Below are 13,661 nucleotides of genomic sequence, written 5' to 3'. Positions count from 1 at the left end.
TGGGTCAGATGCCGGCCGCGGCCGACAGGTCCCGCTTGATCGTCGTCAGCAGGTCCGTCGCCTTCGCGTGGGCCGTGGGCAGATCGGCGTGGGCGGCGACCGGGACGACGACCTCCAGGTAGCACTTGAGCTTGGGCTCGGTGCCGCTGGGCCGGACGATGACGCGGGCGCCGTCGAGGATGTACCGCAGACCGTCGGTGGGCGGCAGCTTGTCGGTGCCCTTCGTGAGGTCCTCGGCCTTGGTGATCGCCAGGCCGGCCAGCTCGGTCGGCGGCTGCTCGCGCAGACGCCGCATGGCGTCGGCGATGACCGACAGGTCCTCGACGCGGACCGCCAGCTGGTCAGTGGCGTGCAGACCGTGCTCCACGGCGAGGTCGTCGAGGAGATCGAGCAGCGTGCGCCCCTGCTCCTTGAGCTCGGACGCCAGCTCGGTGATCAGGAGGGCGGCGGTGATGCCGTCCTTGTCCCGTACGCCGTCGGGGTCGACGCAGTAGCCGAGGGCCTCCTCGTAGCCGTAGCGCAGGCCCTCGACACGGGCGATCCACTTGAAGCCGGTGAGGGTCTCCTCGTAGGGGAGGTTCGCCTTCTCGGCGATCCGGCCGAGGAGGGAGGAGGAGACGATGGACTCGGCGAAGGTCCCCTGCGCGCCGCGTCGGACGAGGTGCGCGGCGAGGAGCGCGCCGACCTCGTCACCGCGCAGCATCCGCCACTCGCCGCTCTCCTTGACGGCCACGGCGCAGCGGTCGGCGTCCGGGTCGTTGGCGATGATCAGGTCGGGGTCCGTCTCGCGGGCCCTGGCGAAGGCGAGGTCCATCGCGCCGGGCTCTTCCGGGTTGGGGAAGGCGACGGTCGGGAAGTCCGGGTCGGGCTCGGCCTGCTCGGCGACGAGCACCGGCTCCGGGAAGCCGGCGCGGGCGAAGGCGGCGAGGAGGACGTCCTTTCCGACGCCGTGCATCGCCGTGTAGACGGTGCGGGCGGTACGGGGGGAGCCTTCCGCCAGGACGGCGTCCGTGCGGGCCAGGTAGGCGTCGAGGACGGCGCCGTCGAGGATCTCCCAGCCGGCGTCCGGGCGCGGGACGTCGCCCAGGGACCGTACGGCGTCGATCTCGGCGGCGATCTCCGCGTCGGCCGGGGGCACGATCTGCGAACCGTCGCCGAGGTAGACCTTGTAGCCGTTGTCGCGGGGCGGGTTGTGGCTGGCGGTGACCTCCACGCCGGCGACCGCGCCGAGGTGCCTTATGGCGTACGCCAGGACGGGGGTGGGGAGGGGGTGGGGGAGGACGGCGGCCCTGAGTCCGGCGCCGGTCATCACGGCCGCGGTGTCGCGGGCGAAGTCGGCGGACTTGTGGCGGGCGTCGTAGCCGACGACGACGAGGCCGTCCGTCCGGCCCTTCCCCTTGAGGTACGCGGCGAGACCGGCGGCGGCGCGGATGACCACACTGCGGTTCATACGCATCGGTCCGGCGCCGAGCTCTCCCCTGAGGCCCGCCGTGCCGAACTGGAGGGTGCCGCTGAAGCGCGCGGCGAGTTCGGTGACGTCTCCGGCCTCGATGAGCTTGGCGAGCTCGTCACGGGTCTCCGTGTCGGGGTCCTCGGCCAGCCATGCGGTGGCTCGTGCGATGAGATCGTCGTGCACGTCGGGTCAACCTCTCGTGTCGGTGTGCGGGTGAGTGGGGGCGCGCGTGGGGTGGGTTTTCGCCCCCGCCGCCCTTACCCGTTCCCATCCCCAGGGGCTGCCGCCCCTTCGACCCCGCTCCCAGGGGGCGCTGCCCCCTGGACCCCCGCTCCCCAAACGCCGGAGGGGCTGGATTCACTGACGCCGGTCGTGGGGGTCTGGGGGCGCAGCCCCCAGGGACGGGACGGGTAAGGGCGGCGGGGGCGAGGAAAGTCCCCGTCGGCTACAGCCGGCTCAGCACCTGGCCCAGCAGCGCGCCCATCTGAGTCGCCGAGTCACGGCCCGCCTGGAGGACCTCCTCGTGGTTCAGCGGCTCGCCCGTCATCCCCGCGGCGAGGTTGGTCACCAGGGAGATACCCAGCACCTCCGCCCCCGCCTCGCGCGCGGCGATGGCCTCGAGGACCGTCGACATACCCACCAGGTCCGCACCGATGACACGGGCCATCCGAATCTCGGCCGGCGTCTCGTAGTGCGGGCCGGGGAACTGGGCGTAGACACCCTCCTCCAGCGTGGGGTCGATCTCCTTGCACAGCGCACGCAGCCGGGGGGAGTACAGATCCGTCAGGTCCACGAAGTTCGCGCCGATGATGGGAGACGTCGCCGTGAGGTTGATGTGGTCGCTGATCAGCACCGGCTGCCCGGGACGCATGCCCTCGCGCAGCCCACCGCAGCCGTTGGTCAGCACGATCGTCTTGCAGCCGGCCGCCACGGCCGTACGGACGCCGTGCGCGACGGCGGCCACACCACGCCCCTCGTAGTAGTGCGTGCGGCCCAGGAAGACCAGGGCCCGCTTCTCGCCGATCTTGTACGAGCGGATCTTGCCGCCGTGGCCCTCGACCGCCGGCGGCGGGAACCCGGGCAGCTCGGTGACCTGGAACTCGGCGTCGGGAACGCCGAGCGCGTCCACGGCCGGAGCCCAGCCGGAGCCCATCACGAGGGCGACGTCGTGGGTCTCGGCGCCGGTCAGTTCGCGCAGGCGCGCGGCGGCGGCGTCGGCGGCGGCGTGCGGGTCGCCCTGGATGTCGTCCGGAAGAAGAGATGCGTTCACGCGGATGAGCGTAGCCTCTTCCTTCCTACGCGCGTAGATGACAGAGCGAACGGGTTGACGATCGTTGTCTTGTCGTTTCCAACGAAGTCCGGCGAAGACGGGGCGCGCGAGCTAGCAGGGGCGCTTGCGGAGTTCCATCACATAGTCGTGCGGCGCCCCCGCCGATTCCGCCGCGTCCGCGATCTCGCCGAGGTAGCGCGCCGACGGCAGGCCCCCCTCGTACGCGTCGAGGACGTACAGCCACGCCGACTCCTCGGTCTCCAGGGTGTGCACCCGCACCCGCATCCGGCGGTAGATGCCGAGGCCGACACCCTCCCAGCGGTCCATCGAGTCCTCGTCCGGCGGCGCGATGTCGTACAACGCGACGAAGACCTGCGACTCGGGGTCCTCGACGAGCGTCGCGAGCGCGCCCTCCCAGCCCATCTGCTCGCCGCCGAAGGTCAGCCGCCATCCGTTCAGCCAGCCGGTCGCGCGCATCGGCGAGTGCGGTGCGCGGCGCGTCATCAGCCGCGCGTCGAGGTTGCCGGCGTACGCGGCGTAGAGCGACATGGGGAGAGGGTACGGCAGTCGAAACGGCCGACCCGCCTGTCCCGTAGGTAACAAGATGGCCCGTCCCGTGGCCCCCGGGCAGTAGCACCTTGGAGAGTGCGGGACAATTACGTACGTGACTCGGATCGTGATCATCGGTGGCGGACCCGGCGGATACGAAGCGGCGCTGGTAGCAGCGCAGCTCGGCGCGGAGGTGACCGTCGTCGACTGCGACGGTCTGGGCGGAGCGTCGGTGCTGACCGACTGCGTGCCGTCGAAGACTCTTATCGCCACGGCCGAGGTGATGACCACCTTCGACTCGTCGTACGAAGAGCTCGGCATCATCGTCGCCGACGACACCCCACCCCTGGAGCAGGCCGCCCGTGTGGTCGGCGTGGACCTCGGGAAGGTCAACCGTCGTGTGAAGCGGCTCGCGCTCGCGCAGTCCCACGACATCACCGCCTCCGTCACCCGCGCCGGCGCCCGCGTGCTGCGCGGCCGCGGCCGGCTGGACGGCATGCAGTCCCTCGACGGGTCCCGCAAGGTCGTCGTCACCGCCGCCGACGGCACCGAGGAGACCCTCACCGCCGACGCCGTCCTCCTCGCGACCGGCGGCCACCCCCGCGAGGTGCCCGACGCCCAGCCCGACGGCGAGCGCATCTTCAACTGGACGCAGGTGTACGACCTCACCGAGCTGCCGGAAGAGCTCATCGTGGTCGGTTCGGGTGTGACGGGCGCCGAGTTCGCGGGTGCCTACCAGGCCCTCGGGTCCAAGGTCACCCTCGTCTCGTCCCGTGACCGGGTCCTCCCCGGCGAGGACCCGGACGCAGCCGCCGTGCTGGAGGACGTCTTCCGGCGCCGCGGCATGAACGTCATGGCCCGCTCCCGCGCCGCCGCCGCCAAGCGGGTCGGCGACCGGGTCGAGGTCACCCTCTCCGACGGCCGCGTCATCACCGGCTCCCACTGCCTCATGGCCGTCGGCGCCATCCCCAACAGCGCGGGCCTCGGTCTGGAGGAGGCAGGCGTCAAGGTGCGAGAGTCGGGGCACATCTGGACCGACAAGGTGTCCAGGACGACTGCCCCCGGTGTGTACGCCGCCGGTGACGTGACCGGTGTCTTCGCCCTCGCGTCCGTGGCCGCCATGCAGGGCCGTATCGCCATGTACCACTTCCTCGGCGACGCGGTGGCCCCCCTCAACCTCAAGACGGTCTCCTCCAACGTCTTCACCGACCCCGAGATCGCCACGGTCGGCTACACGCAGGCGGACGTGGACGGGGGCAAGATCGACGCCCGCGTCGTCAAGCTCCCGCTGCTGCGCAACCCGCGCGCCAAGATGCAGGGCATCCGCGACGGCTTCGTCAAGATCTTCTGCCGTCCCGGCACGGGCATCGTCGTCGGCGGTGTGGTCGTGTCGCCGCGCGCCTCGGAACTGATCCATCCGATCTCGATCGCGGTCGACAACAACCTGACCGTCGAGCAGATCGCGAACGCCTTCACCGTGTACCCGTCTCTTTCGGGCTCGATCGCCGAGGTGGCACGCCAGCTCCACACCCGTAAGGAGACGGCCGAGAGCTAGACAGGCCCTGGCGGCCGAAACCCACTCCCCGCTGGTCACAGGGAGTTGTCGACCATTCGTACGGCATAGTCGGGGGGCGTAGGCCCTATACCACTTGCGACCCTTCTGTGCGAACAACTTCTGTTATTCGGCGCATACTGCTGAAAGCAGACGGTCGTTGGGGTTACTGTCAGTTTCGTGTTCGCTGCAGAACGTCGCCAATTGATCCTCGAAATGGTGCGAGCGAACGGGGCCGTGTCGCTCCGTGAGCTCGCCCGCGTCGTCCAGACCTCCGAAGTGACCGTACGGCGGGACGTGCGCGCACTGGAGGCAGAAGGACTCCTCGACCGCCGACATGGCGGTGCGGTATTGCCGGGCGGGTTCACGCGGGAGTCCGGCTTTCCGCAGAAATCACATCTCGCGACCGCCGAGAAGACGGCTATTGCCGACCTCGCCGCGAACTTCGTCGAAGAGGGCGAAGCGATCGTGGTCGGGGCGGGTACGACGACACAGGAGCTGGCCCGTCGGCTCGCTCGCGTACCCGGGCTGACCGTCGTCACCAACTCCCTGCTGGTGGCTCAGGCGTTGGCCCATGCCAACCGGGTGGAAGTCGTGATGACCGGCGGCACTCTGCGCGGTTCCAACTACGCCCTGGTGGGCTCCGGCGCCGAGCAGTCCCTCCAGGGGCTGCGGGTCTCGCGGGCCTTCCTGTCCGGGAGCGGACTCACCGCCGAGCGCGGACTGTCCACGTCCAACATGCTGTCGGCATCCGTCGACCGGGCGCTGGTGCAGGCCGCCGCGGAGGTCGTCGTCCTCGCCGATCACACCAAGCTCGGTTCGGACACGATGTTCCAGACCGTGCCCACGGATGTGATCACCCGGCTGGTGACCGACGAGCCCCCGGCACACGACGATCGTGCGGCCACGGAGTTGCAGGCGCTGGCCGACCAGGGTGTTCAGATCGCTGTCGCCGGGGGCTCGGGGAGTGATTCGGTCCCCCCGCGCCAACCTCGCCGGGACGTGTCCCTCCCAGGGCCTCGCCGGGTGCCGGCCGGCTCCGCCGGGGCGGGGCTTCGGGCGACGTCGGTTCTGAGTGAGCCGGCGGCGGGGGCGGAGCAGCGGGCGGCGCGGGTTGCGGATATGCGGCGACGCTAGGTTCAGGTTCGCCTGTTCGCCGTAGGGGACGGTGTCGCTGCGCGAGTGCCGGTTGTGTGTGGCTGGTCGCGCCCCGCGGCGGAGCCGCAAATCGATGCAGCCCCGCGCCCCTGGGTGGGTTTGAGTCCCCTCAGTGTCAACATCAGCAATCTGTCCGCCAGGTCCGGGTCGCTCGACGTCTCCTCCGCCGCCAGCGCGATCGCGTGGGTGAGTTGGAGCAGATCGCCGATCGCCACGTCCTGCCGAACGGCCCCCGCATCCTGTGCTCGTGCCAGGAGTGCGCCGCCCGCTTCCCGGATGGGGTCGCTGCACCGCGCCAGGGCCGAGGTGTCGTCGTGGCCGACGGACATCAACGCCCTTGCCAGGCCCCGGTACTCGCTCGCCTGGGTGATCATCTCGCGGAGCCAGGTCACCAGGGCCGCGCAGGGTTCCGGTGACCGGCGCAGTTCGCTCGCGCGAGCCAGCAGATCGTTCACCGCGTCCTCGAAGACCGCGCTCAACAGGGCGTTGCGGTTGGGGAAGTGGCGGTAAAGGGTGCCGATGCCCACGCCTGCGCGGCGGGCCACGTCCTCCAGGGACGCTTCGGCACCGTGGGCGGCGAAAGCGGCGCGGGCCTCGGCGAGGAGCCGGTCGTAGTTGCGGCGGGCGTCCGCGCGCATGGCACGCGTCGGCGTGGGTGTCGCCGTGGCCTCCTGGCTCCCCATGGCTCCCACCTGCCCTCTCTCCTGCCCGGGTGTGTCTCCAGGATGCCGGAAAAAAGGAGCGCCCGGCGGACTGACTGTCAGTCCGCCGGGCGCTCCGGGATGTCCTACGACCTTCCGGGGAAGGTGTGTCAGTCCTTGATCTCGCAGATCGCCGCACCCGAGGTGAGCGAGGCGCCGACCTCAGCGGACAGGCCCTTGATGGTGCCGGACTTGTGCGCGTTGAGCGGCTGCTCCATCTTCATGGCCTCCAGGACGACGACCAGGTCGCCTTCCTTGACCTCCTGGCCCTCCTCGACGGCGATCTTGACGATCGTGCCCTGCATCGGGGAGGCGAGGGTGTCGCCGGAGGCGACGGGGCCGGACTTCTTGGCCGCGCGGCGCTTGGGCTTGGCGCCCGCCGCGAGGCCGGTGCGGGCCAGGGACATGCCGAGCGAGACGGGGAGGGAGACCTCCAGGCGCTTGCCGCCGACCTCGACGACGACCGTCTCGCGCCCCGGGTCCTCGTCCGTCTCCACGTCGACGGGGGCGGCGAAGGGCTTGATCTCGTTGACGAACTCGGTCTCGATCCAGCGGGTGTGGACCGTGAAGGGGTCCTCGTTGCCGGTCAGCTCCGGAGCGAACGCCGGGTCCTTGACGACCGCGCGGTGGAACGGGATGGCCGTCGCCATGCCCTCCACCTGGAACTCCTCCAGGGCACGCGCGGCACGCTGCAGGGCCTGCTCACGAGTGGCCCCGGTGACGATCAGCTTGGCCAGCAGGGAGTCCCAGGCCGGGCCGATGACCGAGCCGGACTCGACGCCGGCGTCGAGGCGGACGCCCGGGCCGGACGGTCCGTTGAACACGGTGACCGTGCCGGGGGCCGGGAGGAAGTTGCGGCCCGGGTCCTCGCCGTTGATGCGGAACTCGAAGGAGTGGCCGCGCAGCTCCGGGTCGCCGTAGCCGAGCTCCTCGCCGTCGGCGATGCGGAACATCTCGCGCACCAGGTCGATGCCGGCGACCTCCTCGGTGACCGGGTGCTCCACCTGGAGACGGGTGTTGACCTCCAGGAAGGAGATCGTGCCGTCCACGCCGACGAGGAACTCCACGGTGCCGGCGCCGACGTAGCCGGCCTCCTTGAGGATGGCCTTCGAGGAGGCGTACAGCTCGGCGACCTGGGCCTCGGAGAGGAAGGGCGCGGGGGCCTCCTCGACCAGCTTCTGGTGGCGGCGCTGCAGCGAGCAGTCACGCGTCGACACGACGACCACGTTGCCGTGGGAGTCGGCCAGGCACTGCGTCTCCACATGCCGCGGCTTGTCCAGGTAGCGCTCGACGAAGCACTCGCCGCGGCCGAACGCGGCGACGGCCTCACGGACCGCCGACTCGTAGAGCTCCGGCACCTCTTCGAGGGTGCGGGCGACCTTCAGACCGCGACCGCCACCACCGAAGGCGGCCTTGATGGCGATCGGCAGACCGTGCTCCTCGGCGAAGGCCACGACCTCCTCCGCACCGGAGACCGGGTCCGGCGTACCGGCGACCAGCGGGGCACCCGCGCGCTGCGCGATGTGCCGGGCGGCCACCTTGTCACCCAGGTCGCGGATGGCCTGCGGGGGCGGGCCAATCCAGATCAGGTCAGCGTCCAGGACCGCCTGCGCGAACTCGGCGTTCTCGGACAGGAATCCGTAGCCCGGATGGATGGCGTCCGCACCCGACTCGCGCGCCGCGTTCAGGACCTTCTCGATGTCCAGGTAGCTCGTCGCCGGGGTGTCACCACCCAGGGCGAACGCCTCATCCGCGGCGCGGACATGCAGAGCGTCCCGGTCCGGGTCGGCATACACGGCCACGCTCGCGATGCCGGCATCCCGGCAGGCCCGGGCAACGCGGACAGCGATTTCGCCACGGTTGGCGATGAGCACCTTGCGCACGATTGAGGCTCCCTCCTTGAAACAAGCCGAGTTTAGGGACTGCCGACACGACACTTCGACCCGTCCCCACTGGTGAGCTTGCCCACACGGAGCGTGATTCGAGGCTCGCTCGACCCGCGAAATCCCTTGTCGCACCTCGGTACGCAGGACTCCTCCGGGAAACCCTAGCCCTCCTCTGTGGTCAAGGTCTCTGTGAGAGCGTGCTGCGGACCACTCGCTTTCTTTGTGGAGTCCCTACGAATGGCCCAATGATTCTTTGCCCTTCGTAGAACCCTTGTCCCGCGGTTTACCCGTTAGTAGCGTTCGCGTGTATCGAACGTACGTGAGGTAACCAGAGCTCGGCTTGAGAGTGGGTGGGGGCCGGTGGTGCGTAGACCGGTGGCGTGGGTCGTGGCGGTCGTGCTCTTCGTCGAGGCGCTCGGTATCGCGGCGGTGCAGTGGTTCATGGGTGTCGTCGTGGACCGGCAGGACATGTCCCTGGCGGGACTGGACCCGGACGTGATGTCGCTGTCGTCGAAGATCGGCGGCATCGTCTTCGGTCTCTACTTCGCGCTGTGCGGCGTGGTCGCGCTGCTCGTGGCGTTGCGGAACCGTCAGCCGGCCGGCCTCGGCCGTGTCCTGCTGATCAGCGCGGCCGTGGTGCACGCGCTGCTGGGCGCGTTCGCGTGGGGGCTGCTGGGCTGGCCCGAGTTCGTGTTCATGGTGGTCGTGCTCGGCCTCATAGTGCTGCTCCTGATGACGTACGACCGTCCCCAGGAGCCCGCCGACGCGAAGCCGGACGCCCCCAAGGGCGACCCGGAGGGCCCCAGGGCGGGCCCGGAGACCCCCGAGGGGGACGACGCCAGCCCGGTCAGGCCTGCGCCGGCGCCCACAACTCCGTGATGCCAACGCCCAGTCGGGCCAGCAGCTTGCGAACGAGGGGCAGGCTGATGCCGATCACGTTGCCGTGGTCGCCGTCGATGCCCTCGATGAACGGCGCCGAGCGGCCGTCCAGGGTGAACGCCCCGGCGACGTAGAGGGGTTCGCCGGAGGCGACGTACGCGGCGATCTCCTCGTCGGTCGGCTCGCCGAAGCGGACGACGGTCGAGGCGACGCCGGAGACATAGCGTCCGGTGAGGGTGTCGTAGATGCAGTGCCCGGTCTGCAGCGTGCCCGCGCGGCCGCGCATGGCCTTCCAGCGGGCGGTGGCCTCCTCCTGGTCGGCGGGCTTGCCGAGCGCCTCGCCGTCCAGGTCGAGCACCGAGTCGCAGCCGATCACCAGCGCGCCCTTGACCTCGGGCTTCGCCGAGACGACGGAGGCCTTCGCCTCGGCCAGGGCGAGTGCCAGATCGGCGGGGGTGGGGGCGGTGACGGCGTCCTCGTCGACCCCGCTCACCAGCACCTCGGGGGTCAGTCCGGCCTGCCTCAGCAGGTTGAGCCGGGCGGGGGACTGCGAGGCGAGAACGAGTCGGCGGCGCGGCTGATCAGTCATGCGGTCAGGGTATCGGCGTCCGTCAGCCGACGCCGAGCACGATCATCGCGAGCACCATGGCCAACGCCAGGAAGAGTCCCAGTCTCCGCAGCATGTCCTGCATGTCGCGCAGTTCCTTGGGCGGCTCGTTCTCGGGGTCGGACCACAGCATGCCTCCAGGGTGCGGGGCAGGCCTGGGGCGACGCCTGAGTACGCGTACTCAAATTCACCAAAAGGGTCTGGAGTTCCGTTAGTCTGACTGTTGTTAAAGGAACTCTGGTCCCGTTTGGAAGGGCGTGCCCCATGTTCACCACCGTCTGGACCGCGTCACCTCAGCTGCCGAGCGAGGGCTTCACGCCCAACTGGTCCCAGGAGGGCTTCTGGCGGCAGTCGCTGCGTCAGGTCGTCCGGCTGAGCGGGGGCGGGGACCGGGTGCGGGTGCGGCTGTCCCACGCCTACGGCACCTCGCCGGTGCGGATCGCGGGCGCGAGCGCGGGCTGCGCGGGATCGTCGACGCGGCTCACCTTCGCAGGCGGGCCGGACGCCGAGATCCCCGCACGCGGGGAGATCGTCAGCGACGCCGTCCAACTCCCCGTCGCGGCGGGGGAGTCGATGACGGTCACGCTGTACTTCGATACGGCGACCGGGCCCGCGACCTTCCACGCACAGGCCTTCACGACCAGCCGGCGAGGAGAGGGGGACCTGCTGGACGACAGGGACGGGGAGGGGTTCGACGCGGCGAGCGAGTCCTGGTACTTCCTCAGCGCGGTGGAGGCGGACGCCGGACGGACGGACGGGGTCGCGCTGTTCGGGGACTCCCTCACGGACGGCTTCGGATCCACACCGGGTGCGGACCGACGCTGGTCGGACACGCTGGCCCGGCTCACGGGGCGGCCCGTCCTGAACGCGGGGATCGGCGGGAACCTGCTGCTCAACGACTCCGCGTGGTACGGGGAGAAGGGGGTCCACCGGTTGCGGCGCGACGTCCTGGACCGGCCGGGTGCGGACACGCTGGTCGTGCTGCTCGGGCTCAACGACATCGGGTTCAGCGAGACGGACGAGCAGCCGACGTACAAGCCGGCGCCGGTGGTGGAGGCCGACGAGATCATCGCCGGATACCGGGAGTTGATACGGCAGGCAAGGGGTCGCGGATTGAGCGTGGTGGGTGCGACCCTGCTGCCCTTCGGCGGGTCCGACCACTGGGGTGAACACGCAGCCAAGGTGAGCCACGAGGTCAACGCATGGATTCGCCGCTCAGGGGAGTACGACGCCGTAGTGGACCTGCAACGGCTGATGGCCGATCCGCAGGACCCGGACCGGCTCGACCCCGCCTACGACTTCGGCGATCACCTGCACCCGAACGACGAAGGATACGAGGTGATGGCCGAAGCGACGGCGCTCCGCTTGCAAGGCCGCTGGTGACCGCGGGTCCGCTGTGGCTGGTCGCGCAGTTCCCCGCGCCCCTTTCGGGCGCTCCAGCTAGCCTGGCCAGTAAGTACGGGCCCAAGTCGTGGGCCCGGGCCGGGGCAGGCGGTGGGCCGCGATGCGGGACGGGTCCGACCACCCGTCCCGCGGCTTGGGGGTGCCGTCCGGCGTCGCGGCCGCCACCGCGGCGCGGGCTCGGACCACCGCCAGAGCGGCGGCCAGCTCCTCGGGGGTGGGGTTGCCCCGTACGACTCTGATCGTCACAGCGGCTCCTTACAGGGGGATGTTGCCGTGCTTCTTCGGGGGCAGGGACTCCCGCTTGGTGCGCAGCTGGCGCAGGCCGCGGACGATGTGGCGGCGGGTGTCGGACGGCATGATGACCGAGTCGACATAGCCGCGCTCGGCCGCGACGTAGGGGTTGAGGAGAGTGTCCTCGTACTCCCGGATCAGCCGGGCGCGGACCACCTCCAGATCCTCCCCGTTCGCCTCCGCCTCGGCGATCGTGCGCCGGTGCAGGATGTTGACCGCGCCCTGGGCGCCCATGACGGCGATCTGGGCGGTCGGCCAGGCGAGGTTGAGGTCGGCGCCCAGGTGCTTGGAGCCCATGACGTCGTAGGCGCCGCCGAAGGCCTTGCGGGTGATCACCGTGATCAGCGGGACCGTGGCCTCCGCGTACGCGTAGATCAGCTTGGCGCCGCGGCGGATGATGCCGTCGTGCTCCTGGTCGACGCCCGGGAGGAAACCGGGCACGTCGACGAAGGTGATGACCGGGATGTTGAAGGCGTCGCAGGTGCGGACGAAGCGCGCCGCCTTCTCGCTCGCCGTGATGTCGAGGCAACCGGCGAACTGCATCGGCTGGTTGGCGACGATGCCGACCGGGGCGCCCTCGACCCGGCCGAAGCCGGTGAGGATGTTCGGCGCGAACAGGGCCTGCGTCTCGAAGAACTCGGCGTCGTCCAGGACGTGTTCGATCACCGTGTGCATGTCGTACGGCTGGTTCGCGCTGTCCGGCACGATGCGGTCCAGCTCGCGGTCCTCGTCGGTGAGGGCGAGGTCCGCCTCCTCCGGGAAGACCGGTGCCTCGGAGAGGTTGTTGGACGGCAGGTACGACAGCAGCTGCTTGACGTACTCGATGGCGTCCTTCTCGTCACCGGCCATGTGATGCGCCACGCCGGACACCGAGTTGTGGGTGCGGGCGCCGCCCAGCTCCTCGAAGCCGACGTCCTCGCCGGTGACCGTCTTGATGACGTCAGGCCCGGTGATGAACATGTGCGAGGTCTGGTCGACCATCACCGTGAAGTCGGTGATGGCGGGGGAGTACACGGCGCCACCCGCGCACGGACCGACGACCAGGCTGATCTGCGGGATGACCCCTGACGCGTGGGTGTTGCGGCGGAAGATCTCGCCGTACGCACCGAGCGAGGCGACACCCTCCTGGATCCGCGCGCCACCCGAGTCGTTGATGCCGATGACCGGACAGCCGGTCTTCAGCGCGAAGTCCATGACCTTGACGATCTTCTGGCCGTAGACCTCGCCCAGGGCGCCGCCGAAGACGGTGAAGTCCTGCGAGAACACGGCGACGGGACGCCCGTCGACGGTTCCGTACCCGGTGACGACTCCGTCGCCGTACGGGCGGTTGTTCTCCAGGCCGAAGTTGGTGGAGCGGTGCCGGGCGAACTCGTCCAACTCCACGAAGGAGTCCTCGTCGAGCAGCAGCTCAATGCGCTCACGGGCCGTCAACTTGCCCTTGGCATGCTGTTTTTCGACGGCGCGTGCGGAGCCGGCGTGCGTCGCTTCCTCGAAACGGCGCTGGAGATCCGCGAGCTTGCCCGCGGTGGTGTGGATGTCGATCTCTTCCGGCTCGGACATCGGGGGGTGGCTCCCTGCCTGCTCAAAAGGGGGGACGGTTACTCATCCGTAGAGTAATGGGGGGCCCGAGGAACAGCAGGCAGGGCGATGAGTTCTGAGACCAACGCCACCGGACGTCTGAGATGAAGGCCACCTCGAGCACCTGCGCAAGCGTGCCATTCGAGCAGTGATCCCCGTCGCGGCAGGTCAGAGGTCTTCGACCAGAAACCTACTCGAAGATCAGGAGGCGAACGTGTGTCCCTGTGTTCGCCGGTTGGGGTGACCGCGCCTGGAGAAGCGTGCGGGCGTGCGGATCCCGTACGCACTGTCGCCCGAAATGTGGGCAGGGGGCAGGGGGCAGGGGGCAGGGGG

General features: G+C 70.0%; 12 protein-coding genes and 1 pseudogene. 4 read left to right on the top strand and 9 right to left on the bottom strand.

What is annotated here, in order from left to right; all coding sequences use genetic code 11:
* Positions 1-4 precede the first annotated feature (4 nt).
* From TN53_RS26455 to TN53_RS26445, 3 genes are all read right to left on the bottom strand, one after another.
* The gene (locus TN53_RS26455; protein WP_046261168.1) at positions 5-1,636 is read right to left on the bottom strand and encodes a phospho-sugar mutase; all 1,632 of its coding nucleotides are present in this window, start codon (positions 1,634-1,636) and stop codon (positions 5-7) included.
* A 262-nt stretch (positions 1,637-1,898) separates the two neighbouring features.
* Positions 1,899-2,723, bottom strand: coding sequence for a purine-nucleoside phosphorylase (locus TN53_RS26450; protein ID WP_046261167.1), 825 nt, complete (start codon positions 2,721-2,723; stop codon positions 1,899-1,901).
* Positions 2,724-2,834: 111 nt separating this feature from the next.
* On the bottom strand, positions 2,835-3,272 hold the full coding sequence (locus tag TN53_RS26445) for a gamma-glutamylcyclotransferase (protein WP_046261166.1): 438 nt from the start codon (positions 3,270-3,272) through the stop codon (positions 2,835-2,837).
* 106 nt (positions 3,273-3,378) lie between these two features.
* Here TN53_RS26445 and TN53_RS26440 point away from each other — a divergent pair, with 106 nt between their 5' ends.
* Positions 3,379-4,827: an NAD(P)H-quinone dehydrogenase gene (locus TN53_RS26440; RefSeq protein ID WP_046261165.1), complete on the top strand. Its 1,449-nt coding sequence runs from the start codon at positions 3,379-3,381 to the stop codon at positions 4,825-4,827.
* Positions 4,828-5,040: 213 nt separating this feature from the next.
* Positions 5,041-5,961, top strand: a complete 921-nt coding sequence (locus TN53_RS26435) for a DeoR/GlpR family DNA-binding transcription regulator (protein ID WP_046261164.1) — start codon at positions 5,041-5,043, stop codon at positions 5,959-5,961.
* 116 nt (positions 5,962-6,077) lie between these two features.
* Here the strand turns inward: TN53_RS26435 and TN53_RS26430 are convergent.
* Both TN53_RS26430 and TN53_RS26425 read right to left on the bottom strand, forming a co-directional pair.
* Positions 6,078-6,620 (bottom strand): annotated as a pseudogene (locus tag TN53_RS26430) (TetR/AcrR family transcriptional regulator); the annotation flags it as partial.
* Positions 6,621-6,793: 173 nt separating this feature from the next.
* A complete protein-coding gene (locus TN53_RS26425) occupies positions 6,794-8,566 on the bottom strand; it encodes an acetyl/propionyl/methylcrotonyl-CoA carboxylase subunit alpha (protein WP_046261163.1) in 1,773 nt (590 codons plus the stop codon).
* Positions 8,567-8,929: 363 nt separating this feature from the next.
* Here TN53_RS26425 and TN53_RS26420 point away from each other — a divergent pair, with 363 nt between their 5' ends.
* A complete protein-coding gene (locus tag TN53_RS26420; protein WP_046261162.1) occupies positions 8,930-9,448 on the top strand; it encodes a hypothetical protein in 519 nt (172 codons plus the stop codon).
* Here TN53_RS26420 and TN53_RS26415 read toward each other — a convergent pair.
* The gene (locus TN53_RS26415) at positions 9,417-10,037 is read right to left on the bottom strand and encodes a Maf family protein (protein ID WP_046261161.1); all 621 of its coding nucleotides are present in this window, start codon (positions 10,035-10,037) and stop codon (positions 9,417-9,419) included. The genes TN53_RS26420 and TN53_RS26415 overlap by 32 nt on opposite strands.
* Before the next feature lie 22 nt (positions 10,038-10,059).
* Positions 10,060-10,188, bottom strand: a complete 129-nt coding sequence (gene mmpB, locus TN53_RS49195) for a morphogenic membrane protein MmpB (protein WP_095046738.1) — start codon at positions 10,186-10,188, stop codon at positions 10,060-10,062.
* A gap of 131 nt (positions 10,189-10,319) precedes the next feature.
* Here mmpB and TN53_RS26410 point away from each other — a divergent pair, with 131 nt between their 5' ends.
* Entirely contained in the window at positions 10,320-11,438 is a 1,119-nt protein-coding gene (locus tag TN53_RS26410; protein WP_046261160.1) for an SGNH/GDSL hydrolase family protein, read from the top strand.
* Positions 11,439-11,495: 57 nt separating this feature from the next.
* Here TN53_RS26410 and TN53_RS26405 read toward each other — a convergent pair whose 3' ends face one another.
* Positions 11,496-11,705 carry an acyl-CoA carboxylase epsilon subunit gene (locus TN53_RS26405; RefSeq protein WP_046261159.1) on the bottom strand — a complete coding sequence of 70 codons (210 nt, stop codon included), beginning with the start codon at positions 11,703-11,705 and terminating at the stop codon, positions 11,496-11,498.
* Between the two features lie 9 nt (positions 11,706-11,714).
* Positions 11,715-13,310 (bottom strand): acyl-CoA carboxylase subunit beta, encoded by a 1,596-nt coding sequence (locus TN53_RS26400; RefSeq protein ID WP_046261158.1) that lies wholly within the window; start codon positions 13,308-13,310, stop codon positions 11,715-11,717.
* Positions 13,311-13,661 lie beyond the last annotated feature (351 nt).

The sequence above is a fragment of the Streptomyces sp. WM6386 genome (assembly GCF_000972385.1).
Lineage (GTDB): Bacteria > Actinomycetota > Actinomycetes > Streptomycetales > Streptomycetaceae > Streptomyces.
The sequence above is the reverse complement of the archived record's forward strand: the minus strand, read 5'-3'. Positions and strand labels throughout refer to the sequence as shown.

Coding starts and splice junctions, on each gene's coding strand:
- TN53_RS26445 (WP_046261166.1), bottom strand. CDS start 3,272: ATGTCGCTCTACGCCGCGTACGCCGGCAACCTCGACGCGCGGCTGATG.
- TN53_RS26435 (WP_046261164.1), top strand. CDS start 5,041: ATGGTGCGAGCGAACGGGGCCGTGTCGCTCCGTGAGCTCGCCCGCGTC.
- TN53_RS26415 (WP_046261161.1), bottom strand. CDS start 10,037: ATGACTGATCAGCCGCGCCGCCGACTCGTTCTCGCCTCGCAGTCCCCC.
- mmpB (WP_095046738.1), bottom strand. CDS start 10,188: ATGCTGTGGTCCGACCCCGAGAACGAGCCGCCCAAGGAACTGCGCGAC.
- TN53_RS26410 (WP_046261160.1), top strand. CDS start 10,320: ATGTTCACCACCGTCTGGACCGCGTCACCTCAGCTGCCGAGCGAGGGC.
- TN53_RS26400 (WP_046261158.1), bottom strand. CDS start 13,310: ATGTCCGAGCCGGAAGAGATCGACATCCACACCACCGCGGGCAAGCTC.